We start from the raw sequence: 25,203 nt of genomic DNA, 5'->3' as shown, positions 1-25,203 counted from the left end.
TCACCAGCCAATCTATGAATCGAAATAAAAAAGGTAAAAACAGAAAACTATTCAAAAAGAAATCACATTCTGATAACAAATTAGGATGTATCATCGCCATTATCGTGCTCATTCCTATTCTTTTTGGTGTTTATTTGTATTGCCAGCAGATTAATATCCAGAAAAATAACGAACCGCAAACTGATGCTTCCTTTCAAATCCCACTTGGCAAAGATTTGGAGACACCCATATCACTAGTTCCCCGGCAAGAACAAATCATCCACCATAGCGGATATACAGTGTCATATAACAAAGATTTAAAAATTCCCAACTGGGTTTCTTACGAATTAACCAGGGAAGAAACCAAAGGAAAAGAAAAAAGAGGTAATCGCTTTATTGCCGATCCACTAGTGACAGGACCGATTGCAACGAATGCCGACTATACCCGTTCAGGATATGACAAAGGTCACATGGCTCCCGCCGCAGATATGAAATGGAGTCCTGAAGCCATGAAAGAATCATTCTATTTCAGCAATATGTGTCCGCAACATCCACAACTAAACAGAAGAGGATGGAAAAATCTGGAAGAAAAGATCCGGGATTGGGCTATAGCAGACAGTGCCATCATTATTATATGTGGACCTATTATTGAAAAATATCCCCAAACAATCGGAAAGAATAAAGTCGTAGTACCTCAAAAGTTTTTTAAAGTAGTCCTTTCTCCTTTTGTCAAGCCGATGCGAGCTATCGGTTTCTTATTTAATAATGAGCAGGCAGTAGAACCTCTATCATCCTATGCGGTAACAATAGATAGCATCGAGAGCCTGACTAACATGGATTTCTTCGCACCTCTGCCCGATGAGATAGAAAACAAAATAGAAGCAGATATTAATTACTCCCTGTGGCCTAATTAACGTCAATTCGATATAAGCTTGCACTCTCCTCCTTCAGGAAACCATGCAGACGAAGTCATATCGGACTGACGTTTATTAAATAGCAAAACTCGTTTCGCTGAAATGAATTCATTTCCCTGTGCCAATGGCATTCTAGTTACAAGCAGACTCTCACTTCAATAAAAAGGGAGTTGTTGCATAACTCTCAAGGTTTCACATTATGACGTCAAGAGATTGTCTTAGTCCCACATATTGTGGGAAAGTATTCCCTTATTTTATGAGAAAATATTCCCACATATTGCGGGAAAATAGTCCCACAATATATGGGAATAATGGAACTACGCTGGAAACAAAAAGATAATTGCAATGAATGCCAAGCAGTACAATAAGCAACTGAATAAATCAAGCAAGGCAGACGTAACGTGAAAGAATGGATTCATACACCGCATCGAAAGAAAACATACTTTTGACATAGTCTTCTTATGATTCATCCTAAAAAGAGAGCACTCCTATCCAAATTCTTTTTATCTTTGACGAACTTTTTAAATACACCTCAAAAGATGAAGAAAAAAAAGAGAAATATTCTACTATCCATTCTAATCGGAGCATTCCTCCTTTGTGCAGTTGCCGGGGGCACCTTTTATTATTATCTGTTTGCCCCCCAATTTCACCCATCCAAAACCGTATATATTTATGTAGACCGGGATGATACTGCCGATTCTATTTACCATAAAATAAAAGAATTCGGGCATGTCAATAAGTTCGCCGGATTCCAGTGGATGGCAAAATACAAGGATTTCAATCAGAATATCCATACCGGTCGATATGCCATTCGCCCCAACGACAACGTCTATCATGTATATAGCCGTTTTTCCAGAGGTTATCAGGAACCTATGAACCTTACCATCGGAAGCGTCCGGACATTAGACCGATTGGCGCGAAGCATCGGCAAGCAGCTCATGATAGACTCTGCCGAAATCGCGAGCCAACTGTTCGACTCTACTTTCCTTGCTCAAATGGGATATACCAACATAACACTCCCCAGCCTTTTCATACCGGAAACCTATCAGGTATATTGGGACATGAGCGTAGACGAATTCTTCAAACGAATGAAGGACGAACACGAACGATTCTGGAATAAAGATCGCCTGGCACAAGCTACCGCCATCGGCATGACACCGGAAGAAGTCAGTACTCTTGCTTCCATCGTTGAAGAAGAAACCAACAACAACGAAGAAAAGCCAATGGTAGCCGGATTGTATATCAACCGGTTACATCAAGATATGCCCTTACAAGCAGATCCCACCATCAAATTTTCCCTGCAAGACTTTGGTCTGCGCCGAATTACCAACGAACATTTAAAAGTCAACTCTCCCTACAATACCTATATAAATACCGGATTGCCTCCGGGACCTATCCGTATCCCCTCTAAAAAGGGAATAGACAGCGTGTTGAACTATACCAAACATAACTACATCTACATGTGTGCCAAAGAAGATTTTTCCGGTACTCACAACTTTGCCTCCAATTACGCCGACCACATGGCAAATGCAAGAAAATACTGGAAAGCACTGAATGAAAGAAAGATTTTCAAGTAAATTTGTGATAAAACGAACGGAAAAGCCTATCTTTGCCCGATAGATTAACAAACTGTGATCAACACTAAATAAAAGAAATAGATATGAGCAAGCAACTCTTACTTGGCGATGAAGCCATTGCACAAGCTGCACTGGATGCCGGACTTTCGGGTGTTTATGCCTATCCGGGTACTCCTTCTACTGAAATTACAGAATATATTCAAATGGCTCCTATAACGACCGAACAGAATATACACAACCGTTGGTGTGCCAATGAAAAAACAGCGATGGAAGCTGCGTTGGGTATGTCTTTCGTAGGTAAACGGGCATTAGTTTGTATGAAGCATGTAGGTATGAACGTAGCTGCTGACTGTTTCGTCAACTCTGCCGTCACAGGCGTGAAAGGCGGATTGATTGTGATAGCCGCAGACGATCCCAGTATGCACTCCTCGCAGAACGAACAAGATAGCCGTTTCTACGGAGACTTCTCACTGATACCAATGTACGAACCAAGCAATCAGCAAGAAGCGTATGATATGGTATACAGCGGCTTCGAATTCTCTGAAAAAGTAGGCGAACCGATCCTGATGCGTATGGTAACCCGCCTGGCACACTCCCGTTCAGGAGTAGAACGCAAAGAGCAGAAGCCGCAGAACAACATCTCTTTCAGCGAAGATCCGCGTCAGTTCATCTTGTTGCCGGGAAACGCCCGCAAACGCTACAAAGTATTGCTTGCCCGCCAAGACGAATTTATCAAAGCTTCAGAAGAATCACCTTATAATAAATACACAGACGGTCCTAACAAAAAGCTGGGAATCGTAGCTTGTGGTATCGGTTACAATTATCTGATGGAAAACTATCCGGAAGGTTGCGAATATCCGGTACTTAAGATTGGTCAATATCCATTGCCTAAAAAACAATTGCATCAATTGATCGAGTCTTGTGATGAGATCTTAGTTCTGGAAGACGGACAACCCTTTGTAGAAAAACAATTGAAAGGCTATCTAGGTATTGGCGTTAAAGTAAAAGGACGCCTTGACAGTACTCTGTCACAGGACGGAGAGTTAAATCCGGACTCTGTAGCCCGTGCCGTAGGTAAAGAGAATAAATCGGAATTCGGCATTCCTTCTGTTGTAGAAATGCGCCCGCCTGCACTTTGCGAAGGATGCGGACACCGCGATATGTATATCACGCTGACCGAAGTTCTGAAAGAAGAATATCCATCTCATAAAGTATTCAGCGACATCGGCTGTTACACATTAGGTGCAAATGCTCCTTTCAATGCAATTAACTCATGTGTGGACATGGGTGCTTCCATTACGATGGCAAAAGGTGCTGCTGACGGAGGTCTTTTCCCGGCCGTAGCTGTCATCGGCGACTCAACATTCACCCATTCCGGAATGACCGGACTGTTAGATTGCGTGAACGAGAACGCCAATGTAACCATCGTCATCTCCGACAATGAAACTACCGCCATGACAGGTGGACAGGATTCCGCCGGAACCGGACGCATCGAAGCGATCTGTGCAGGCATCGGAGTAGATCCGGCACATATCCGTATAGTTACTCCATTGAAGAAGAACTATGAGGAGATGAAGCAAATCATTCGCGAAGAAATCGAATATCGTGGTGTATCTGTCATCATCCCACGCAGAGAGTGTATCCAGACATTAGCACGCAAAAAAAGAAGTAAGTAAGCCATGAAAAAAGACATTATATTATCAGGAGTCGGCGGACAGGGAATTCTGTCCATTGCCACAGTAATCGGCAAAGCTGCCTTGAAAGAAGGATTATACATGAAACAAGCGGAAGTGCACGGAATGAGCCAACGCGGAGGAGATGTTCAATCCAATCTCCGTATCAGCGACCAGCCGATTGCTTCAGACCTGATCCCGTCAGGCAAATGTGATCTCATCATCTCACTGGAACCGATGGAAGGATTGCGTTACCTCCCCTACCTTAGCCCTAACGGCTGGTTAGTAACTAACGAAACTCCGTTTGTCAACATCCCCAATTATCCGGAAACAGACAAAGTGATGGCAGAAATCAACAAACTGCCTCATAAGATAGTATTGAACGTAGACAAAGTGGCAAAAGAAGTAGGCTCCGCCCGCGTTGCCAACATTGTCTTACTGGGAGCAACAATCCCATTCCTGGGCATTGATTACGAGAAAGTGCAAGACAGCATCCGCGAAATCTTCCTGCGTAAGGGAGAAGCAATTGTAGAAATGAATCTTAAAGCATTGGCAGCCGGCAAAGAGATTGCGGAAAAGCTAATGCAATAAAAGGCATTACCATGAGTACACAATACTGGGAAGAAGAATTAGAAACCATGAGCCGGGAGAAGTTGCAGGAATTGCAACTTCAACGGCTTAAAAAAACAATCAATATAGCTGCGAACGCTCCATATTACAAAGAAGTTTTCAGCAAACATGGCATCACAGCAGATAGCATACAGTCATTGGATGATATCCGCAAAATACCTTTCACTACCAAATCTGACATGCGCGCCCACTACCCGTTCGGACTGGTGGCTGGTGATATGAACAATGATGGTGTACGTATTCACTCTTCCAGTGGTACTACCGGAAACCCTACTGTTATTGTTCATTCACAGCACGACCTCGACTCTTGGGCCAACTTGGTAGCCCGCTGTCTGTACGCAGTAGGAATACGCAAGACTGACGTTTTCCAAAACAGCTCCGGATACGGTATGTTTACAGGAGGTTTAGGCTTCCAATACGGTGCAGAACGCTTGGGCTGCCTCACAGTCCCTGCCGCTGCAGGAAACAGTAAACGACAGATTAAATTCATCAACGACTTTAAGACCACCGCTTTACATGCTATCCCCAGCTATGCCATCCGCCTTGCAGAAGTCTTTCAGGAAGAAGGTCTCGATCCCAAAGGAACCACACTGAAAACCTTGGTTATCGGTGCCGAACCCCACACCGACGAACAACGCCGGAAAATAGAAAAGATGCTGGGTGTAAAAGCCTACAACAGCTTCGGCATGACAGAAATGAACGGTCCCGGTGTTGCCTTCGAATGCAAGGAACAGAATGGAATGCACTTCTGGGAAGACTGTTACCTGGTAGAAATTATCGATCCGGAAACAGGCGAACCTGTTCCGGAAGGAGAAATCGGAGAACTAGTACTTACGACTCTTGATCGTGAAATGATGCCGTTAATTCGCTATCGTACCCGCGATTTAACCCGTATTCTTCCCGGGAAATGCCCATGTGGCCGCACTCATATCCGCATCGACCGTATCAAAGGCCGCAGTGATGATATGTTCATTATCAAGGGAGTAAACATCTTCCCGATGCAGGTAGAAAAGATTCTGGTACAATTCTCCGAATTAGGCAGCAACTACCTGATTACACTAGAAGCTGTCAACAACCAAGACGAAATGATCGTCGAAGTAGAATTAAGCGACCTTTCTACCGACAATTATATCGAACTGGAGAAGATCCGAAAGGATATTACCCGCCAATTGAAGGATGAAATATTAGTAACTCCTAAAGTTAAACTGGTAAAGAAAGGCTCTCTCCCGCAAAGCGAAGGAAAAGCCGTACGGGTGGAAGACTTAAGAGACAACAAGTAAGATTCAAATATCCATGTGCTAATATACCAACCGCTGTTTTCACCATGCGGAAATGGAATATTAGCACATTATTTATTAATATCATACAGCATGCAATTACTTAAAAAAAGAATTCTGCAAGACGGAAAATGCTACGAAGGAGGTATCCTGAAAGTAGACAGTTTTATTAATCATCAAATGGATCCTGTCCTGATGAAATCAATCGGAGTCGAGTTTGTCCGTCGTTTTGCAGCCACAAACGTAAATAAGATCATGACAATCGAAGCCTGTGGCATCGCCCCGGCTATCATGACAGGCTACCTGATGGATTTACCAGTTGTATTTGCAAAGAAGAAGTCTCCTAAAACCATTCAGAATGCACTAAGCACCACTGTGCATTCATTTACCAAAGATCGTGATTATGAAGTAGTTATCAGTACCGATTTCCTCACTCCAAACGACAACATCCTTTTCGTGGATGACTTCCTCGCGTATGGCAATGCCGCATTAGGAATTATCGACCTCATCAAACAATCCGGAGCAAACTTGGTGGGAATGGGATTCATTATTGAAAAAGCCTTCCAAAATGGACGCAAAAAACTTGAGGCACAAGGCGTCAGAGTAGAAAGTCTGGCTATCATTGAAGATTTATCCAATTGCTGTATTAAAATCAAAGACGAGTAGATTAATTGGCGAGTAGATTAATTAGGATTGAAATACTGCCCTTTATCTTTCGTTCTTTTCCCATATTGCACCGCATGCTGCGGACAAACATGATAACATGCCAGGCATGAGGTGCAATCCATCCCCCAAACAGGCTTTCTGTCCATCATCATAATATTCCCTACCGGACAACTCTTCTCACAACGCTTACATCCAATACAAGCATCCGTAGTATAAAAATTCCCGGGAGACATCTGAAAGCGATTAAATAAAGGATTGATAATCCTCGTCTTAATAAAAGGAATACTCCCTTCATGACAAAGAAACAACTCCTCTCTCCTACTTATCGAAGCATTTATTCGATTGACAGCCGGAATAGCATCTGCCAGCTTTTTCTCCTCCAGCTCTTTCTTATCTACGTCAAAACCGGGAAGCAGCACATAATTATTGGGCATAGCCACAGAAAAGCCGGCATGACACTTCCAGCCTTTATGACTCAAAGCCTTCTCCAACACCTGCTGCGTAAGCCCGGTATCATCCCCACAGGAACTAACAAAAAACAAATATTGTCTTTTATACCCCTTTAAAGAGAGTTGCCGAATAAAATGAAGTACAATTGCAGGAGGAGCCCATGAATAGACTGGAAATACAAAACCGATCTTTTCATCTTCCCGCAAACAAAACTCGAACGCTCTGTCCTTTAACGCATCGGGAATAAAAACCAATTCTTCTTTTTGCTCTTTGGAAAGCTGATTTGCAATCCATTTAGAATTACCTGTACCGGAGAAATAGAATATCATAGAAAAGTATATAAAAAAAGCCGCATCGACGATGTGATGAAACTCTGATAGAACAAGATTTGAGCGCTCGCCCTCGTTGTAATCCACCGGCTTAAAGCTGTCCCGAAGGATGTGGCCCGCCATTGAAGAACGAAGCTTTCTCGGTGCATCAGATTAATTTGAAGAGTTTCCCGATCTAGTCGATACGGCTAATATTTTTGTACCACAAATGTAATAAGAATACATGAAACTAACAAGAAAAAAAGGAATTTGTTTGCCAACTAACATTTTTTTATTCCCTTTCATCTGCCTAACAAAAGAAAAATGCCAGTTACTAGCTTAGTAACTGACACTTTGTAACTCGTAAACTATTGATGCTTAAGCAGCTTTTGCTTTTGCAACTACAGCTTTGAAAGCTTCCGGGTGATTCATAGCTAAATCAGCCAGAACCTTACGGTTTATTTCAATACCGGCTTTGTGCAGACCGCCCATCAATTTAGAATAAGACATTCCTTCAAGACGTGCAGCAGCGTTGATACGTTGTATCCAAAGAGCGCGGAAGTTTCTTTTCTTATTTCTACGGTCACGGAACGCGTAAGTCAAACCCTTTTCCCAAGTGTTTTTAGCTACGGTCCATACATTCTTTCTTGCACCAAAGTAACCTCTGGTTAATTTCAAAATTTTCTTTCTTCTTGCTTTTGAAGCAACATGATTTACTGATCTTGGCATAGTTTTACTTTTTTTGAATGTTAGCGCCGCTACTTCACGCAGCGAACTTCAGGCTAATGCATTCGGTTAATACTTTAATAATACTTTTACGCTTTTGATTACTTCATTGCTAAGAGTTCCTTAACCTGGCTTACATTTGTTGTATCAACAGTTGTAGAGTAACACAGATTTCTTTTTCTCTTCTTAGTTTTCTTAGTCAAAATGTGACTGTGAAAAGCGTGCTTTCTTTTGATTTTACCTGTTCCGGTAAGGGTAAACCTTTTTTTAGAACCGGAGTTAGTCTTCATCTTTGGCATCTTACTTGTTTTTAAATTATTAAATATATAATGGCAACGCACTATACCTGCGCGTTACGCATCTTTTCTTATTCTTCGCCCTTTTCCGGCTTCTCTGCTTTTGGTGCAGGGGCAGCAGGTTTCGGTGCTCCAGCTGTTGCCGACTTTTTAGGAGCATCTTTCTTTTTCGGAGAAAGCTGAATAGTCATGCGCTTTCCTTCCAGTATCGGCATTTGATCTACTTTAGCGTAGTCTTCCAGATCATTTGCAAAACGAAGCAAAAGCACCTCACCTTGCTCCTTGAAAAGGATGGAGCGACCTTTAAAGAATACATAAGCCTTCACTTTATCGCCGTCTTCCAAAAATCCCTTAGCATGCTTCAACTTAAAGTTGTAATCATGGTCGTCTGTCTGGGGTCCGAAACGGATTTCCTTCACATTAACCTTCACCTGCTTCGCTTTCTGTTCCTTCTGGCGTTTCTTTAATTGATAAAGAAATTTAGAATAATCAATAATACGACAAACAGGGGGTTGAGCATTAGGAGAAATTTCCACTAAATCCAAATCTCTCTCTTCAGCCATTTTCAGAGCCTGAAAGATTGGATATACTTTCGGTTCAATATCATCGCTCACTATGCGAACTTCCTTGGCACGAATCTGTTCATTGATTCTGTATTGCCCTTTTAGAGTGTCATTCTTCATTAAAAACGTTTACTTCCTAGTTTGATCTTTTTATTGTTATACTAAATATTTTATTCTGAAACGGCTGCAAAGTTACCATTTATTTATCATATTCTGAACTTCTTCGTTCAAAATTTTAGCAAATTCTTCAAATTTCATGGTTCCTTTATCCCCTTCGCCTTGTCTACGAACAGAAACTTCTCCATTTTCAGCTTCTTTTTCACCGACAATCAGCATATAAGGAATACGTTTCATCTCATTATCACGAATCTTACGGCCAATCTTCTCGTTACGATCATCTACAATCGCACGGATTTCGTGTATCTTCAGATACGTCTTCACCTGCTCTGCATATTCATTGAACTTCTCACTGATTGGCAGAATAACTACCTGTTCCGGTGTCAGCCACAACGGGAACTTACCGGCAGTGTGTTCAATCAGTACGGCAACAAAACGTTCCATTGATCCAAACGGAGCACGGTGAATCATTACCGGACGATGCTTCTGATTATCAGAACCCATATATTCAAGTTCAAAACGTTCCGGCAAGTTGTAGTCAACCTGAATTGTACCCAGCTGCCAACGACGACCGATAGCGTCTTTCACCATAAAGTCAAGTTTAGGACCATAGAAAGCAGCTTCTCCATACTCAATCTTAGCAGGCAAACCTTTTTCCGCACATGCCTCGATAATAGCCTGTTCAGCCTTTTCCCAATTATCATCGCTACCGATATACTTTTCACGGTTCACTTTATCACGCAAGGATATCTGTGCCTCAAAATTCTGGAAATCCATAGAACTGAACACGATAGATATGATATCCATCACACGAAGGAATTCATCTTTCACTTGTTCCGGACGGCAGAAGATATGCGCATCATCCTGTGTAAAGCTACGAACACGAGTTAAGCCGTGTAACTCACCACTTTGTTCATAACGACAAACCGTACCAAATTCTGCAATACGCAATGGAAGATCCTTATACGAGCGTGGGAAGTTCTTGTAAATCTCACAGTGGTGAGGACAGTTCATCGGTTTCAAGAAATACTCTTCACCCTCTTCCGGAGTATGAATAGGCTGGAATGCATCCTTACCGTATTTTGCATAGTGACCTGAAGTGACATACAGAAATTTATTACCGATTGGCGGAGTGATTACTTCCTGATAATCGTAACGTGTCTGAATACGACGCAAGAACTCTTGCAGACGCAGACGCAATGCAGTACCTTTCGGCAACCACATAGGCAGTCCTTTGCCTACAGTTTCAGAGAACATAAACAACTGCATCTCCTTACCGATCTTACGGTGGTCACGCTTCTTCGCTTCTTCCAGCAACACCAGATATTCATCCAGCATTTTCTTCTTCGGGAACGTGATACCATAAATACGGGTCAGCATCTTACGATCTTCATGACCACGCCAGTAAGCACCAGCCACTGAAGTCAACTTTATAGCCTTGATCGGAGCAGTCGTCATCAAGTGAGGTCCACGACAAAGGTCTGTAAATGCACCCTGGGTATAAGTCGTAATATGTCCGTCTTCCAACTCAGAGATCAACTCACATTTATATGTTTCGCCACGATCGCCAAACATCTTCAAAGCATCTGTCTTTGCAATGCTTTTTCTGACTACGTTTTCTTTCTTTGCAGCCAGTTCCAACATTTTAGCTTCAATGGCAGGAAGGTCGCTTTCTTTAATCACAGCGTCACCCGGATCCACATCATAGTAGAATCCGTTCTCGATAGCCGGCCCGATACCAAACTGGATACCCGGATAAAGTTCCTGCAAAGCTTCCGCCAGCAAGTGTGCACTTGTATGCCAAAACGCATGTTTACCTTCTTCATCATCCCATTTATAAAGAACAAAATTAGCATCTTCACTAATAGGACGTCCTAAATCATAAGTCTCGCCGTTCACTCCACATGCCAGCACTTCCTGTGCCAGACGCGAACTGATACTTTCAGCAATCTGTAAACCGTTCACTCCTTCGTTATACTCACGAACGGAGCCATCGGGAAATGTTATCTTTATCATAATATGATGATGTTATATTTTCATAATTTGAACGCAAAAGTAACTAAATCTTTTGAGTTTTCTATTTTTTATCAAAAAAATGTTATTCCGATTGATCCGTAAAACGTTTGATAACATTATAAGCAGAAACAATCCCCAACTCACCGGCTTTACTCAAATCTGAAATACCCAGTTTATTATTTCCTAAGAAAATATGAGTCAATCCACGGTTGAAGTAAGCGTCTGCAAAATCAGGATTTAATTCAATTGCCTTATCATAGTCGACAATTGCAGCCCGATAATCTTTCAACATGGCAGAAACATTGGCACGATTATAATATGCATATACAAAATCCGGAGCTAAATCAATCACCTTATCCAAATCTTTTCTCACCACCTCATAATCTACCGCAGTAATCTCTTTACGCTTATTATCACCAGAAACGACATCTGTTTCGACAGCTTGCTCAGCCTTCTGATATTCCAACTGTTTACAACGAATCAATGCACGCATAAAATATGCCGGGAAGAAATCACCATCCAACAAGATAGTCTGAGTCAAATCAGAAACCGCACTCGAGAAGTCCTGCACCAAATAAAAATCAATTGCACGGGCAAAACGTTTCGAGGCATTTTTCTCATCTTCCACAATAGCCGACGTATGTGTATCGATCAAAGCAAAATGCACTTTCACCTGTTCTTCCGTCAACGGGGCTTCCATATTCGTGATGCGAAGACGTTTCGGAAGTACATCCGCACGGTTTAAATCCTCAATATATTTGTGGAAGTTCACCGAACGCTTCACGTCACTCATCTTCTCATAATAAGTCAAAGCGAACATCGGTTCCAGTTTTATATTTACGTTCTTATCCTGCACGCGACCACGATAATCACTTGTATAACGCTGTTCAGCCTCAGAATCATCTGCAATCACTATCTTACGATAGTTATTCATATTCTTATCTGATTTCTTACGGGTCTTCTTTCCGCCTTCACCTTCGTCTTCCTCATCCTTATTCTGTGCTACATCTTTATTCGTCACGCCGTTCTGCTTATCTATTTGAGCTTTCATGACTTTAAACTCGTCCTGCTCCGCTCCTTTCTTGTCGCCAATCTTTCTGCGAGCTTCCGAGCGCTGGTAATATCCGGCAAGGAAGTTCGGATACTGATTGATAACGGTCGTGTAATCTTGTATTGCCCCACGATAATCCCCCGTTTGAGCACGTAGCAATCCACGGTTAAAGACAGCCATCATATTATCCGGTTCCATCTTGATGACAAAGTCAAAATCTTCAATAGCCCGGTTATCATCCCCTACCCGAGCACGCAACAAACCACGGTTATAATGACCGATAAAATTATTCGGATCAATATCCAACGCCAAATCATAATCGCTCATAGCGCCTCTCAAATTATTTTGGTGAAAGCGCGCCAATGCACGGTTTATATAATTTCCGGCATTCTTAGCGCTCAAAGGAATAGCACGGTTGAAATCCGCTTCAGCTTCCGCATACTTAGCCTGTTGCAATTTAACGATCGCTCTTGCTGACCATGCGTCCGGATCATATTTATCCAGCTCAAGAGCCTTATTGAAATCATTCAAAGCAGCAATCGTATCTTTCTGTTGCAAGGATACTTCCCCCCTCATCAAATAAGCGCGGGTATAACGCGGAGATACTTTCAGCAAACTTTCCAAATCCTCTTTCGCAGCATCATAATCTTTCTTCTGGATATGGGATAATGTCAAGTTATGCCATAAGGTAATATTCTCCGGATCATAATGCAATGCTTTCTTGTAATCCTCAATCGCTCCATCAAATTTACTCTGACGGATCCTTGCCAAACCACGAATCTGATAAGCACCCACCACAAACGGATTGCGTTGGATAGCTGCATCACAGTCTGTTTCAGCACCCTGAAAATCCTCCAGATTTAGTTTTGCCAATGCCCTGAAGAAATAGGGCTCATACAAATAAGGCTTAGCATTAATAACCTGGTTAAAGTACTGAATAGAAAGCACATAGTCCTCAAAATAAAGAGCGTTTCGGGCAATAGTCATCACTCGATCTGTATTTATCTGAGCACACACCAGCGTTGGAAACAGTAATAAAACTGTTAAGATTCTTTTTACCATTGATATTTTATGCTTGTAAACGAAGCAAAAATAATGTTTTTCGCTTACTTAACAGGGATATAAACGTTTTTTATCTTTATTTCACCTGTTTCATTTTATAAGAACTGCGTGCTTTTCCCTTCAACATCGTATTCAGTTTTCCTTTAATCATCTGCTTACGAAGCGGCGAGAGATGGTCAATAAACATCTTACCATCCAAATGATCGAACTCATGCTGCATCACCCGAGCCAGATAACCCTCTACCTCTTCTTCATGCTCCACGAAATTCTCGTCCACATATTTCACGCGAATTTTATTACCTCTTTTCACTGTTTCATGAATACCGGGAAGACTGAGACAGCCCTCTTCCATATTCACTTCTTCGCCTCCGACTTCCAGAATGTGGGGATTGATATAAGCCTTATTGAAATCTTTAAATTCAGGATACTCCTCCGAAAGCGGATCCAACGTAATAGTAACCACACGAATAGGCAAACCAATCTGCGGAGCAGCCAGTCCTACGCCATCGGCATGTACCATTGTTTCAAACATGTTTTCAATCAACTCTTTCAGGTTCGGATAATCCGGTGTTATGTCCTCTGCAACCTTTCTCAATACAGGCTGACCATATACATAAATAGGTAAAATCATATTTTTATACTCTACTAAAAATTAAGTGATTCAATATCTTCTATTAAAAACGTTTACTCTCTAAATATGTTTGCAAAATAATAGTAGCACTTATCTCATCCACCAATGCTTTGTTTTGGCGGTCCTTTTTCTTCAGACCGGCCTCCAACATAGTACGATGCGCAAGAACGGAAGTGAACCGTTCGTCCACATACTCGACCGGAAGATCCGGATAACGCTTCTTCAGCGAACGAACAAAAGGTTCTATATTTTTCATATTCTCCGAAACCTCATTATTCATTTGCTTTGGCAATCCAATAATAATCCTCTCAACCGGTTCTTTAGTCATATATTCACCGATAAAGTTCAGAAGTTCATGCGTAGGCACCGTTGTCAGTCCGTTTGCGATCAACTGCATAGTATCGCTCACAGCTATCCCCGTACGCTTTCTTCCATAATCTATTGCTACTATTCTGCTCATGGGGCACAAAAATACAAAAAAGACGCTTCCCGTGAAAGGAAACGTCTCTTTTATTCTATTATTTAAAATGTATATTATTCTTCAACAATAGCTACACGGCTTAACTTAGCATCATCATAGAACATGTTGCCTACGCCACCCTTGTAATCAACTTTCAACTGAGAAGCAGGAACACCGAATTCATTAACCATCAGGTCGCGAACTGCTTCAGCTCTCTTCTTACTCAATTTCATGTTATATTCAGCAGAACCAGTACCTTTATCAGCATAACCTGTTACAGTAAATGTTTTATCAGTTGCTTTGATAGCCTTAGCCATAGATTCGATATTCATGTACTCTCTCTTGCTGATGTTGCTCTTTCCGATATTAAATACAACAACATAACGTGGAATGAAACCAGCTTCTTTCTTAACGATCACTTCCGGTTTTTTGTTACGTGCTTCAACCAAATCACGTTTCAAAGCTTCGTTTTCACCCTTCAGAGCGTTTACTCTGTCTCTCATTTCGTTCAATTGGCTTTCCGGAACCATCGGTACAGTAGGAACTGCATTCCAGCCACGTTTCTTGAACTTGTAAGTAACACCTACAGTCACACCGGCCATTCCTTCAGGACCTGAGTTGCCAAATGCGCCCTTCATCAGCAGTCCGCGCAATTCAACGTTCAAATCCAAAGCTGAAGACAGACGGAAACGGTTAATCAAACCTGCATTCAAGCCCAGCTCGTTAAAATCAGCACCGCGTACAACTCCAGCACCGGCATAAGGGATGAAAGAATACAAACGATCTTCTTTATAACCACAGATCATGTCAGTAAGATTCAACATTACATCTCCGTGGAAGTTCATTACATTCCATTTTTCTTTGTAGTAACCGTTAGAGAATTGACCACCGTCTACAAGCGGACCATTAGCAAAAGGAGTAGCACCTTTAGCTTGAAGACCATTGTAAGCAACGCGCAATCCGATACCCGGAGTAAACCATTTACCTACAGCGATGTCGAGTGCCGGAGCAATACGCTTTCCAAAGTCAGCTTTCCCATCATGGTCACCAACATACACTTGTGCGCCAACGCCACCACTAATAAACCAATTAGCACCAAAGCGATTAGTTTCTACCTTAAAATTCTTTGCTGCATTTTCTTGTGCAGACAGACCAACTGAAGTTGCTGCCAACAGAACAACTAATAAACCTTTTTTCATCTCAATTTATTTTAGTAAATAATAATTTCAATTGTCTTCGTAAACTCAAGAAACTACCTGTCTCTCACCTGCTTAAGGGGACAACATTGATTCTCCTTTTTCAAAAATCAGTGCAAATATAGATATTTAATATAATACAAACAAAAAAACACGTAAATTTTCATTCATTAATACACTAATTTTACGTTGTCAATCCACAATGTGTTTCCCGGCGAGCCGATGTAAGCTCCCCCATGACTGGATGTGAACTGAAGACAAATATGAGTAGGAACATCATTTTCATCTCCCCAAGCCACTTCATGAATAGGTACACTTTCACCCTTGCTGTTCACCGTATAACTTTCCGTCACTTGCAGACGCATCATGTGCGACTTATATTCCGGACGACTCGTTATGTCACCATACATAATCTCGTAGGTCGCATTATTTTTCCAGTCCGTAGAGTGATAATAATAAGTCACCATTGTCCCTATCCGTTTCGCGTACACATTTCCATTAGCGTCTTCCCAACGTTTTTGCAGAAACAAGATAGCTGCCGGATAATCTTTTCCGGGTACATCCGTAATCTTACTGAAACCGGTAGCACGAATACGATTCTTCCGGTCAGACATCTTCACCTTGTAATCAAACTGAAGAGCAACCGGTTTTTTTGTAAACGGAATACCCGTCTGCAACATTTTCTGCGGATTTTTAGTACCTTTAATCGGTTCATGTACCGAACCGGTAAAGATAGAGCCTGCCGCCAGCACTGTAATATTAACCAATCCCAGCACTTTCACACTTTCCATGCGCGTATCCAAACGTGCACAGTAGCCATCTCCCCGCTTTTCCGGAAAAACCGAAGTATTGGTTTTCGTGATACCGGCCACTTTCGCCATCACATTTGAAGTAGCCCAAGGCGATCCGCCCATATTCTTATAAACCTGATCTCCCTTAATCACCGATGTCGGTCCTATCTCATATACATTCTTAGTATTTCCGCCAATAATGCTCGACTCCTTTATCTGACGGTCTATCCATTGATCCATGTCCCCAAAAGGAACCATTTCAACTTTATGTTGCGCCATCATAGACAAGGAAGAAATAAATGCAACGAAACCTGTCATCAACAGGCGATGAATACTTTTCTGAATCATCAATACTTTTCCTTTCTTTTTCTTCTTATAATTTATAATCCCATTGTTTCAAAGCAAAATCCCAGTTCTTTTCTACCAATTGAATCGTACGGTCATCATACTTATATTTATTCTTCTTATATCCTTTCTTTCCGCCCACATATTTTTCTATATCACTACGTGCTTCGGCAAATCCCGGGATAGAAAGAGACTTATAAATAGCTTCCGTCATGCCCATCGCATCCGCTTCGAAATCTTCAAATTTCACTTCTATCAGGTTACCTTCCGGAATAAATTTCTTATCCGATTCATACTTATGATAAAGCTTTGCATAGATAGAAAGGATATTTTCCTCCAATTGTTCATTGCTGACATCCTGCAACTTCAACGGTTGAATCGTATTTGTAAAGAAACTGCGTGTAGATTCGAATACGGTATACGGGTTACGCACCAGGTAGATAAACTTAGCATTCGGGAACATTTTCACCAATTCCTTCACCCTTCCGGTATGCGGAGGATTCTTACTAAGAAATTGAGTACCGTGAGTATTCCACAAAGAAATCTTAATCAATTTAGTGAACACCTCTTCAAACACCTTCAATTCGGCATCCGTTATATCATCAAACAAAAGATATTTATCAGCGTACTCCTGCTGATACTTCGGCAGAAACCAGAAATTGTAATAGGTATAAGGCATCATGTTCGACAAAGCAAACTCCTCTTCCTGAGGAAGATCCACTGCCAGTTCCATATTATCCGTCGGACGCTTATCCGGCATCAGCCAACTCATATTCTTTTTGAAGAATGGTTGTCCCCACATCATCAGATGAGGAAATACAGTCTGATAAGTAGTGTTATACCCAAAATGCTTGTCACAAGAGAACACATTATGTACAAACGTAGTTCCGCTTCGCCAGTGTCCCAGAATGAATACCGGATCATGCTCCAACGGCTGATTAGCGAGCAGTTTCTCGTAACGTTTGTCTTGTAATGACGCCAATGGAGAAAGCAAGCGGCACACAGCCTTGGTCAATCGATATTTCCCCTTGTAAGCTGCATCAATTTCACGACCGGCAGTAATAGCCTTAAATGTCTTCCAGTCGGCACCTACCAATGTATTAATCGGAAGTTTATTAAATTCGAGTAATCCCACTTTATGAATTAAAATTTAAAACTGAAAATTAGAAATGACAGTAAAACCATCATTTCCAACTTCCAAATTATTGTTTAACAATCTATTTTATTAGTCGTACGGCAAAGCCCTGACGTTCCAACTCCTTCACAGCTTTTTCTACCGCTTCATAATGCTCCGGAGCAATTCCCAGCTTCGTCATATCCAATACCGGAACATCTTCCGTATCACTCATATCTTTCATTTCCACCCGGTCGATAATCATACCTACCGCTGAAGTATTATTGGTGATCGGATCAATCAAGATAAAAGAACCGCACGATTTATTTTTCTTATAAGGATCAAAGAACAGCTCTTTAGCCGTAGTCAATACCACGCGGGCAATCTGATTCAATTGCAAAGGCAAAGTCTCTTTGGTCAACTGACCATTCTCCAAAGACAGATGTTCCATTGTATTCACATCCACCTTATACTTTATCGTATCGATGCGCGTACGGCTCAAATTGGTAGTCTGCTTAATAAAGAACGATTTATTAATATCCATCGGTTCTTCATCCATCCAAACCATCATAGCTTCGAAGTTACGATCCACAGTCGGCAGATTGTCAGGATGCACCAACATTTCACCACGTGACACATCGATTTCATCTTCCAGCGTCAAAGTCACAGACTGCGGTGGGAAGGCATAATCCAACTCCCCGTCGTAAGTCACAATGCTCTTCACCTTAGATGTTTTTCCGGAAGGAAGTGCCATCACTGTATCGCCTTTGCGAACAATCCCCGATGCCACTTTACCGCAAAATCCTCTGAAATCCAGATTCGGACGAAGCACATACTGAACCGGGAAACGGAAATCTGCAAAGTTATGGTCATTGTCAATATGAACCGTTTCAAGGAAATCAAGTAAAGAGATTCCCTTATACCACGGAGTACGTTCTGACTTATCCACCACGTTATCCCCATCCAATGCAGAAAGCGGAATGCAGTTTACGTCCGGAATCCCCAATGGAGTAACAAACTTCTTATAGTCAGCTACAATTTCATTAAAACGCTCTTCCGAGAAATCCACTAAGTCCATTTTATTGACAGCCAACACCACATGTTTAATCCCCAGCAAAGACACCAGGAAAGTGTGACGACGAGTCTGGGTAATCACTCCCGTGCGGGCATCCACCAAAATGATAGCTAGGTTCGCCGTAGATCCGCCGGTAATCATGTTACGGGTGTACTGTTCGTGTCCCGGAGTATCCGCAATGATAAACTTACGTCCATTCGTAGAAAAATAGCGATAAGCCACATCAATCGTAATTCCTTGTTCACGTTCTGCTTTCAAACCATCCAGCAATAACGCATAGTCGATATGCTCACCTGCATTTCCTACACGCTTACTATCGCGTTCCAGTGCATCCAACTGGTCCTCATACAATTTCTTGCTGTCAAATAACAAGCGTCCGATCAATGTTGATTTTCCGTCATCTACCGAACCTGCCGTCAACAGTCTCAATAAATCTTTCTGTTCATCCTTATCCAGAAAAGCTTTTATATCTAATTTATTATCTGCCATTACTAGTTACAATTAAAAGTATCCTTCACGTTTCTTTTGTTCCATACTACCTTCCTGGTCAAAGTCTATCACACGAGTAGTACGTTCACTCTTGGTGGTAGTCATCATTTCTTCCACAATCTCTTCGATGGTAGCCGCCCCACTTTCCACCGCACCGGTCAGCGGCCAGCAGCCCAACGTACGGAAACGAACCATCTTCATTTCAATCTGATCCCGGTACTTTTCGGGCAGACGCTCATCATCCGCCATAATGATATTACCATCCAAATTAATCACCGGACGTTCCTTAGCATAATAAAGCGGAACAATCGGAATATTCTCTAAACGAATATACTGCCAGATGTCCAACTCTGTCCAGTTACTAATCGGAAATACACGGATACTCTCCCCCTTGTGCACACGGGCATTATAAATATCCCACAATTCAGGACGTTGATTTTTCGGATCCCATTGATGGAATTTATCTCGGAAAGAGAAAATACGTTCCTTCGCGCGTGACTTTTCCTCATCACGGCGGGCTCCACCGAATGCAGCGTCAAACTTATATTTATCCAGCGCTTGAAGCAACGCCTGCGTCTTCATCAGGTCCGTATGCACCTTACTTCCATGCGTGAAAGGTCCTACCCCTGCCTGAAAAGCCTCCATATTACTTTCCACAATCAGATTCCATCCGTACTTCTTCGCATATTCATCACGGAACTGAATCATCTCCTTGAATTTCCATTTCGAATCGATGTGCATCAACGGGAATGGCACCTTACCCGGAGCAAACGCTTTTTCAGCCAAACGTACCATCACCGAAGAATCCTTACCGATACTGTAAAGCATCACCGGATTCTCAAATTCCGCCGCCACCTCGCGGATGATATGAATAGACTCTGCTTCAAGTTCCTTCAAGTGGCTTAATTTATATTCTTCCATTATTTTTAAAATTATGAATTACGAATTATGAATTTGCTGATAACCGCACACTAATTCTTCATCCCTAATTCCTCATTCTTCATTTTATATTCTTCACTTTTGGCAAAACAAGTTCCAACAAACGGTTCACCGATTCTTCCAAAGTCAATTGAGAAGTATCCAGTGACAAAGCCGGATGTTCCGGCACCTCAAATGGTGCGGAAATTCCTGTAAAATTCGGAATCTCTCCCTTCCGTGCCTTCGCATATAACCCTTTCACATCACGTTTCTCACACTCTTCTAATGGAGTGTTCACGAAAATTTCCAGAAAGTCATCCTTACCAATGATATTTGCAGCCATTTCGCGAATATCATTATTAGGGCTGATAAATGCGGCAATCGTAATGATACCGCTATCTAGGAACAGCTTAGACACTTCAGCTATACGACGAATATTTTCCACCCGGTCCGTTTCAGAGAATCCCAGGTTATTATTAATTCCACTACGGATATTATCCCCATCCAAGATACGGCAAAGCAATCCGCGCCCGTGGAGTTCACGTTCCAACGCAATAGCAATCGTGCTCTTTCCGGAACCGCTCAATCCGGTAAACCAGATCATCACACTGTGTTGTCTTAAAAGCTCTTCTTTATCCTGCCGCGTCATCATGCGGTCAAATATCGGATATATATGGTTCTTTTCTTCCATTTACAGATTTATTTATTAAAAGTTCCAGATCAACGGGATCAGGATAATAGATATTAAAAAAGTTATAATATTAAGCGGCAAACCGATACGTACAAAATCCGTAAACTTATAGTTACCGATACCTTGTACAATCAGATTCGTCTGATAACCGATAGGCGTTGAGAAACTGGCAGATGCAGCCATACAAATCACTACAAAGAATGGCGTCGGACTTACTCCCAATTGCGAAGCAAGCGACAATGCCAACGGGAAAGCCAAGGCAGCCGCAGCATTATTCGTTATCAGTTCCGTAAACAGATTCGTAATGATAAACAACATTGCGAGCAGCACGTGCGGACCATAATCATCACTCAATCCAATAATAAACTTCGCAACGCTATCCGCCACACCGGAGTTCACCATTGCCTTACTGATAGCAAACGCACAGGCAATCGTTATCAATATGTCCCACGAAATATATTTAGTGTATTTACGGGCAGGGAACAGATTTGTCCATGCCATAATAATAGTAGTGATAGACACAAAGAAAAACATATCCAGCTTGATATCGGGAAACATCTCCTTTGTTACCGGAAGTTCACCTACCGTTGCGCCGACAATCATCAGAATCAACAATAACAAAGCAAACCAGCGCTTTTTCTTTCCGGTAGTATCCGGTTCATTTCCGTTCGTCAACAAGACAAACACAGAAGATTCACCCCATGTCGGGATAAATGTATCATCAGCCATCACCACCAGCGTATCTCCTTCGTGAAGTACCACATCCTCCAGATTCGACACAAAACGTTGTCCGTTACGTGTTTTAATCTCTTTTACCTCCGCACCGTAATGACGTTGGAAATTAAAATCCTTCAGTTTTTTATTGATACCAGGAAAACGGGCACCTAAAACCGCCTCTACCCGATGCAACTTCTCTCCTTCCTCTACTTCTTCATCCGGCACAGCCGTATCCGGACGTGCATCTGGCAAAAGACGTTTGGAGAAAAGAAATATATAAATGATTCCGGCAATAGCGATAAAAATACCCACCTTTCCGAGTTCGAACATAGAAAAGCCCTCAAATCCGGCCTCCAATATCATTCCGTGCACCACCAGATTGGTAGAAGTACCGATCAGTGTACAGATACCTCCCAAAATAGTCACATAAGAAAGAGGAATCAAGAACTTCGTAGCCGGAAGATTCACCGATTTAGCCCAATGCTTGATAATCGGAGCAAAAATAACCACGACAGGCGTATTATTCAGAAAGGCAGAAATAAAAGCCACTGAAGGCAAGATACGCAGCTGTGCTTTGAATACCGTCGTCTTTCCTTGCGGGAGCAACTTCTTAATCACTTGCCCCAATGTACCCGACTGGCGGATCCCCTCACTCACCAAAAACAGTAGAGCAACGGTAATCATCCCTTTATTACTAAACCCTTCCAACATCTCCTTAGGAGTCAGAATGCCGGCACACAGAAACAAAACCACTACCGAAAAAAGTATCATGCCCGGACGCATCTTGTCTGCTACCAAAGCCGCTACCATTCCCAATAGGGATAATAGTACAAATACAATTTCAAATGTCATATAAACATTATTTAATGTTCTCTTTTTGGCTCAACAACAAACCAAGGATTCAATAAATCCTCCTTGTTATATCGTAGAGGTTCTTCCTTTCCAGCCTGATATACTTCCATCCCTGCGGCACGGGCTATCGCATGCCCTGCAGCCGTATCCCACTCCATTGTCGGAGCGAAACGCGGATATACATCAGCCTTTCCTTCAGAAACCAGACAGATTTTAATAGAACTTCCACTCGAAATCAACTCCACACTGCCGTGTTTCTTTCTTAAATCTGCAATATATGATTCTGTTTCAGGCGACAGGTGCGAACGTGAAGCAACCACAATCAGATGATCGTGTACTTCCTTCAAAGGTAACCGTTCCGATTTCGCAACCAGTCCTTCCAATGCCACGCCGTCACCTTCCCAACTGGCAATACCGGAACATTTATAAGCCCCTACGCCTTCAACCCCAAAATAAAGTTCATTTTTCACAGGCACATAAATAACACCGAACACAGGCACAGAGTCCTGCACCAAAGCGATATTTACCGTAAATTCTCCATTACGCTTGATAAACTCCTTCGTTCCATCCAGAGGATCTACAATCCATAAATTATCCCACTCACGTCGAGTCTCATACCCTAAATGCTTCCCTTCTTCACTAAGAACTGGAAAAGGAGTATCATTCAGAATAGCCACAATCGCTTCATGCGCTTTTCTGTCTGCTATAGTTAGCGGAGAGTTATCAGCTTTCCTTTCTATTTCAAAATCCGATGCCGGATCATTATAAACAGAAAGAATCTTTTCACCTGCTTTTAAAGCCGCCTCGATAGCAGCCATTACATATTTTTGTTCCATTCAATCTCTAAATTAATGCCCTATTCACATTCAGGCAATACATTCTCTAAATTAAGAATTGACAAAAGTAAAAACTTTCTTTGCTATAAAAGTTTCCTTCCCATCATTTATAACTTCTTTTAGTAGAAAGATAAAAATATCTAAACGGAGATATCACTCATTTCCAATAAAAAAGCAGTAACTTCCCAGTTACCGCCTTCTTATTCGGAAAAAACGTTCGTTCTTTCCAATATATATTACCAAAAAGAAATCAATATACACGATACAGCAACCAAGCACCTTGGAAATCCGAACGGTTCGGATATTTAGCCTTGAATGCGTCGCGAGCTTCAGCAGCAGCGGCCTTATCAGCAAATGAATTTACGATAACGCGATACATTGCCTTGTCAGCATTAAATGCAATCGTAGACTGATATCCTTGTCCATCCAACCAATCTTTCAGGCCTTCAGCATTCGCTTTCACACCAAAGCTACCTGCTACGATGCTATAATCTTTCAACCCTTCGTTGCCAGAAACCACTGTAACCTTTTCCTGACGAACGCCGGATGTATCTGCCACTTTAGTAGTTGTCACAGGAGCTGCAACTACCGGAGTTACTTCTACCGGAGCTTCCACCTGCGGTTCTGCCAATTCTTGTTGTTTAGCTTTTTCGTAAGCTTTCTTATAGGCACTTTCGCTGGATTTACAAGATGCAAATGCCAGCACCAAGCATACCCCCATTCCTAATACGACTAATTTTTTCATAATCCTATACTCTGTTTTAATTAATAATTCAATATTTTCGTCTATTCTATTTTAATTTCGGGCAACAAAATAATAGAAATTTTATCATCCGGCAAAGAAAACCATCAAAAAAACGTCTATTCCGGCTTTTTCTTATACGAAATAGTACCCTTTACCTGATTTGTAGGCATCAAAGTTTGTCTTCACCCATTCCGCTATCGGCACCTGTTATTAAAACAATCTTAGCTTCCATTATGTTTTGATTTACAATATTTGAAAACAAAAGTACGTCTTAACCTTCAATGGTAAGCTACAAAGCTCCGTTAAATAAGATTAAACCCCTAAAGAAAAAAAGAATTATAAAACAAAGCACTTTTTTCCTGTTTGCATGAACAACCTTTCCATAAAAATGTTATATTTGTTGTATTATAATCATTTTAAACATTATACATTATGAAAGGATTGAATGTTTTAGCAGCTTTTCTGGGTGGTGCAGCCGTAGGCGCAGCCCTTGGTATTTTATTTGCTCCTGAAAAAGGAGAAGACACTCGTCACAAAATTGCAGAAATTCTTCGTAAAAAAGGAATCAAACTAAACCGTAGCGAAATGGAAACTCTTGTTGACGAGATTGCTGCGGAGATGAAAGGAGAAATAGCAGAATAAGTAAGTAACCAAAGATTAAAAACAGAGTGACTATGTTGGGAGACGATAAAAGTATTGAAAATTTTCAGCAGTTATTTTTTGAGTTTAAGAAATATCTGAAGCTTCAAAAAGAATATACCATATTAGAATTGACGGAGAAGTTAACCATACTTTTTTCCACGTTAATAATGATACTAATACTTATTATCTTGGGCATGGTTGCCCTGTTTTATTTATTTTTTGCTCTTGCTTATATATTAGAGCCTTTCGTGGGCGGACTGATGTCGAGTTTCGCCATTATTGCGGGTATCAACATGGCTCTCATCGCCTTGGTTATTATTTTCCGCAAGCAGCTCATCATTTCTCCGATGGTGAACTTCCTAGCTAATTTATTTTTAACTGATTCAAATAAATAAA

At 41.6% G+C, this 25,203-nt stretch carries 25 protein-coding genes; 8 read left to right on the top strand and 17 right to left on the bottom strand.

The features are described 5' to 3' along the window. Window positions 1-14 precede the first annotated feature (14 nt). The 6 genes from A4V03_RS06890 to xpt all read left to right on the top strand — a co-directional run bounded on the left by A4V03_RS06890 (window position 15) and on the right by xpt (window position 6,716). Window positions 15-893, top strand: a complete 879-nt coding sequence (locus A4V03_RS06890; protein WP_065538386.1) for a DNA/RNA non-specific endonuclease — start codon at window positions 15-17, stop codon at window positions 891-893. Window positions 894-1,432: 539 nt separating this feature from the next. Further along, window positions 1,433-2,470 (top strand): endolytic transglycosylase MltG, encoded by a 1,038-nt coding sequence (gene mltG, locus A4V03_RS06885; RefSeq protein WP_065538385.1) that lies wholly within the window; start codon window positions 1,433-1,435, stop codon window positions 2,468-2,470. Between the two features lie 83 nt (window positions 2,471-2,553). Next, window positions 2,554-4,146: a thiamine pyrophosphate-dependent enzyme gene (locus A4V03_RS06880; protein WP_065538384.1), complete on the top strand. Its 1,593-nt coding sequence runs from the start codon at window positions 2,554-2,556 to the stop codon at window positions 4,144-4,146. Between the two features lie 3 nt (window positions 4,147-4,149). Continuing rightward, on the top strand, window positions 4,150-4,734 hold the full coding sequence (locus A4V03_RS06875; protein ID WP_065538383.1) for an indolepyruvate oxidoreductase subunit beta: 585 nt from the start codon (window positions 4,150-4,152) through the stop codon (window positions 4,732-4,734). 11 nt (window positions 4,735-4,745) lie between these two features. Continuing rightward, window positions 4,746-6,053, top strand: coding sequence for a phenylacetate--CoA ligase (locus A4V03_RS06870; protein WP_065538382.1), 1,308 nt, complete (start codon window positions 4,746-4,748; stop codon window positions 6,051-6,053). 90 nt (window positions 6,054-6,143) lie between these two features. Next, window positions 6,144-6,716: a xanthine phosphoribosyltransferase gene (xpt, locus tag A4V03_RS06865; RefSeq protein WP_065538381.1), complete on the top strand. Its 573-nt coding sequence runs from the start codon at window positions 6,144-6,146 to the stop codon at window positions 6,714-6,716. A gap of 17 nt (window positions 6,717-6,733) precedes the next feature. Here the strand turns inward: xpt and A4V03_RS06860 are convergent, their stop codons facing one another. The 17 genes from A4V03_RS06860 to A4V03_RS06780 all read right to left on the bottom strand — a co-directional run bounded on the left by A4V03_RS06860 (window position 6,734) and on the right by A4V03_RS06780 (window position 24,165). Next, window positions 6,734-7,495 carry an EFR1 family ferrodoxin gene (locus A4V03_RS06860; RefSeq protein ID WP_065540323.1) on the bottom strand — a complete coding sequence of 254 codons (762 nt, stop codon included), beginning with the start codon at window positions 7,493-7,495 and terminating at the stop codon, window positions 6,734-6,736. Between the two features lie 357 nt (window positions 7,496-7,852). Then, window positions 7,853-8,203, bottom strand: coding sequence for a 50S ribosomal protein L20 (gene rplT, locus A4V03_RS06855; protein WP_004297540.1), 351 nt, complete (start codon window positions 8,201-8,203; stop codon window positions 7,853-7,855). A 98-nt stretch (window positions 8,204-8,301) separates the two neighbouring features. Next, window positions 8,302-8,499: a 50S ribosomal protein L35 gene (gene rpmI, locus A4V03_RS06850; RefSeq protein ID WP_004326827.1), complete on the bottom strand. Its 198-nt coding sequence runs from the start codon at window positions 8,497-8,499 to the stop codon at window positions 8,302-8,304. Window positions 8,500-8,567: 68 nt separating this feature from the next. Beyond that, entirely contained in the window at window positions 8,568-9,179 is a 612-nt protein-coding gene (gene infC, locus A4V03_RS06845; protein ID WP_065538380.1) for a translation initiation factor IF-3, read from the bottom strand. A 72-nt stretch (window positions 9,180-9,251) separates the two neighbouring features. Further along, window positions 9,252-11,192 (bottom strand): threonine--tRNA ligase, encoded by a 1,941-nt coding sequence (gene thrS / locus A4V03_RS06840; RefSeq protein WP_065538379.1) that lies wholly within the window; start codon window positions 11,190-11,192, stop codon window positions 9,252-9,254. An 82-nt stretch (window positions 11,193-11,274) separates the two neighbouring features. Continuing rightward, window positions 11,275-13,305, bottom strand: coding sequence for a tetratricopeptide repeat protein (locus A4V03_RS06835; RefSeq protein ID WP_065538378.1), 2,031 nt, complete (start codon window positions 13,303-13,305; stop codon window positions 11,275-11,277). A gap of 76 nt (window positions 13,306-13,381) precedes the next feature. Beyond that, a complete protein-coding gene (def, locus tag A4V03_RS06830; RefSeq protein WP_065538377.1) occupies window positions 13,382-13,936 on the bottom strand; it encodes a peptide deformylase in 555 nt (184 codons plus the stop codon). 43 nt (window positions 13,937-13,979) lie between these two features. Next, window positions 13,980-14,396: a Holliday junction resolvase RuvX gene (gene ruvX / locus A4V03_RS06825; RefSeq protein ID WP_065538376.1), complete on the bottom strand. Its 417-nt coding sequence runs from the start codon at window positions 14,394-14,396 to the stop codon at window positions 13,980-13,982. Window positions 14,397-14,470: 74 nt separating this feature from the next. Next, window positions 14,471-15,595, bottom strand: coding sequence for an OmpA family protein (locus A4V03_RS06820; protein ID WP_065538375.1), 1,125 nt, complete (start codon window positions 15,593-15,595; stop codon window positions 14,471-14,473). Window positions 15,596-15,762: 167 nt separating this feature from the next. Then, entirely contained in the window at window positions 15,763-16,731 is a 969-nt protein-coding gene (locus tag A4V03_RS06815; RefSeq protein ID WP_065538374.1) for a PCMD domain-containing protein, read from the bottom strand. A gap of 25 nt (window positions 16,732-16,756) precedes the next feature. Continuing rightward, the gene (locus A4V03_RS06810; RefSeq protein WP_024988249.1) at window positions 16,757-17,863 is read right to left on the bottom strand and encodes a sulfotransferase family protein; all 1,107 of its coding nucleotides are present in this window, start codon (window positions 17,861-17,863) and stop codon (window positions 16,757-16,759) included. 82 nt (window positions 17,864-17,945) lie between these two features. Continuing rightward, complete coding sequence (gene cysN, locus A4V03_RS06805; RefSeq protein ID WP_024988248.1) at window positions 17,946-19,406, bottom strand: sulfate adenylyltransferase subunit CysN; 1,461 nt, start codon at window positions 19,404-19,406, stop codon at window positions 17,946-17,948. Between the two features lie 12 nt (window positions 19,407-19,418). Beyond that, complete coding sequence (gene cysD / locus A4V03_RS06800; RefSeq protein ID WP_024988247.1) at window positions 19,419-20,330, bottom strand: sulfate adenylyltransferase subunit CysD; 912 nt, start codon at window positions 20,328-20,330, stop codon at window positions 19,419-19,421. A gap of 76 nt (window positions 20,331-20,406) precedes the next feature. Further along, entirely contained in the window at window positions 20,407-21,015 is a 609-nt protein-coding gene (cysC, locus tag A4V03_RS06795; RefSeq protein WP_065538372.1) for an adenylyl-sulfate kinase, read from the bottom strand. Window positions 21,016-21,030: 15 nt separating this feature from the next. Further along, on the bottom strand, window positions 21,031-22,584 hold the full coding sequence (locus A4V03_RS06790; protein ID WP_065538371.1) for an SLC13 family permease: 1,554 nt from the start codon (window positions 22,582-22,584) through the stop codon (window positions 21,031-21,033). An 11-nt stretch (window positions 22,585-22,595) separates the two neighbouring features. Then, the gene (cysQ, locus tag A4V03_RS06785; protein WP_065538370.1) at window positions 22,596-23,420 is read right to left on the bottom strand and encodes a 3'(2'),5'-bisphosphate nucleotidase CysQ; all 825 of its coding nucleotides are present in this window, start codon (window positions 23,418-23,420) and stop codon (window positions 22,596-22,598) included. 250 nt (window positions 23,421-23,670) lie between these two features. Continuing rightward, window positions 23,671-24,165 carry an SPOR domain-containing protein gene (locus tag A4V03_RS06780; protein WP_065538369.1) on the bottom strand — a complete coding sequence of 165 codons (495 nt, stop codon included), beginning with the start codon at window positions 24,163-24,165 and terminating at the stop codon, window positions 23,671-23,673. A gap of 432 nt (window positions 24,166-24,597) precedes the next feature. Between A4V03_RS06780 and A4V03_RS06775 the strand changes: the two genes are divergently transcribed. Both A4V03_RS06775 and A4V03_RS06770 read left to right on the top strand, forming a co-directional pair. Continuing rightward, a complete protein-coding gene (locus A4V03_RS06775; protein WP_004297513.1) occupies window positions 24,598-24,807 on the top strand; it encodes a YtxH domain-containing protein in 210 nt (69 codons plus the stop codon). Between the two features lie 32 nt (window positions 24,808-24,839). Continuing rightward, a complete protein-coding gene (locus A4V03_RS06770; protein WP_065540322.1) occupies window positions 24,840-25,202 on the top strand; it encodes a hypothetical protein in 363 nt (120 codons plus the stop codon). Window position 25,203 lies beyond the last annotated feature (1 nt).

The sequence above is a fragment of the Bacteroides caecimuris genome (assembly GCF_001688725.2).
Classification (GTDB): domain Bacteria; phylum Bacteroidota; class Bacteroidia; order Bacteroidales; family Bacteroidaceae; genus Bacteroides; species Bacteroides caecimuris.
The sequence above is the reverse complement of the archived record's forward strand: the minus strand, read 5'-3'. Positions and strand labels throughout refer to the sequence as shown.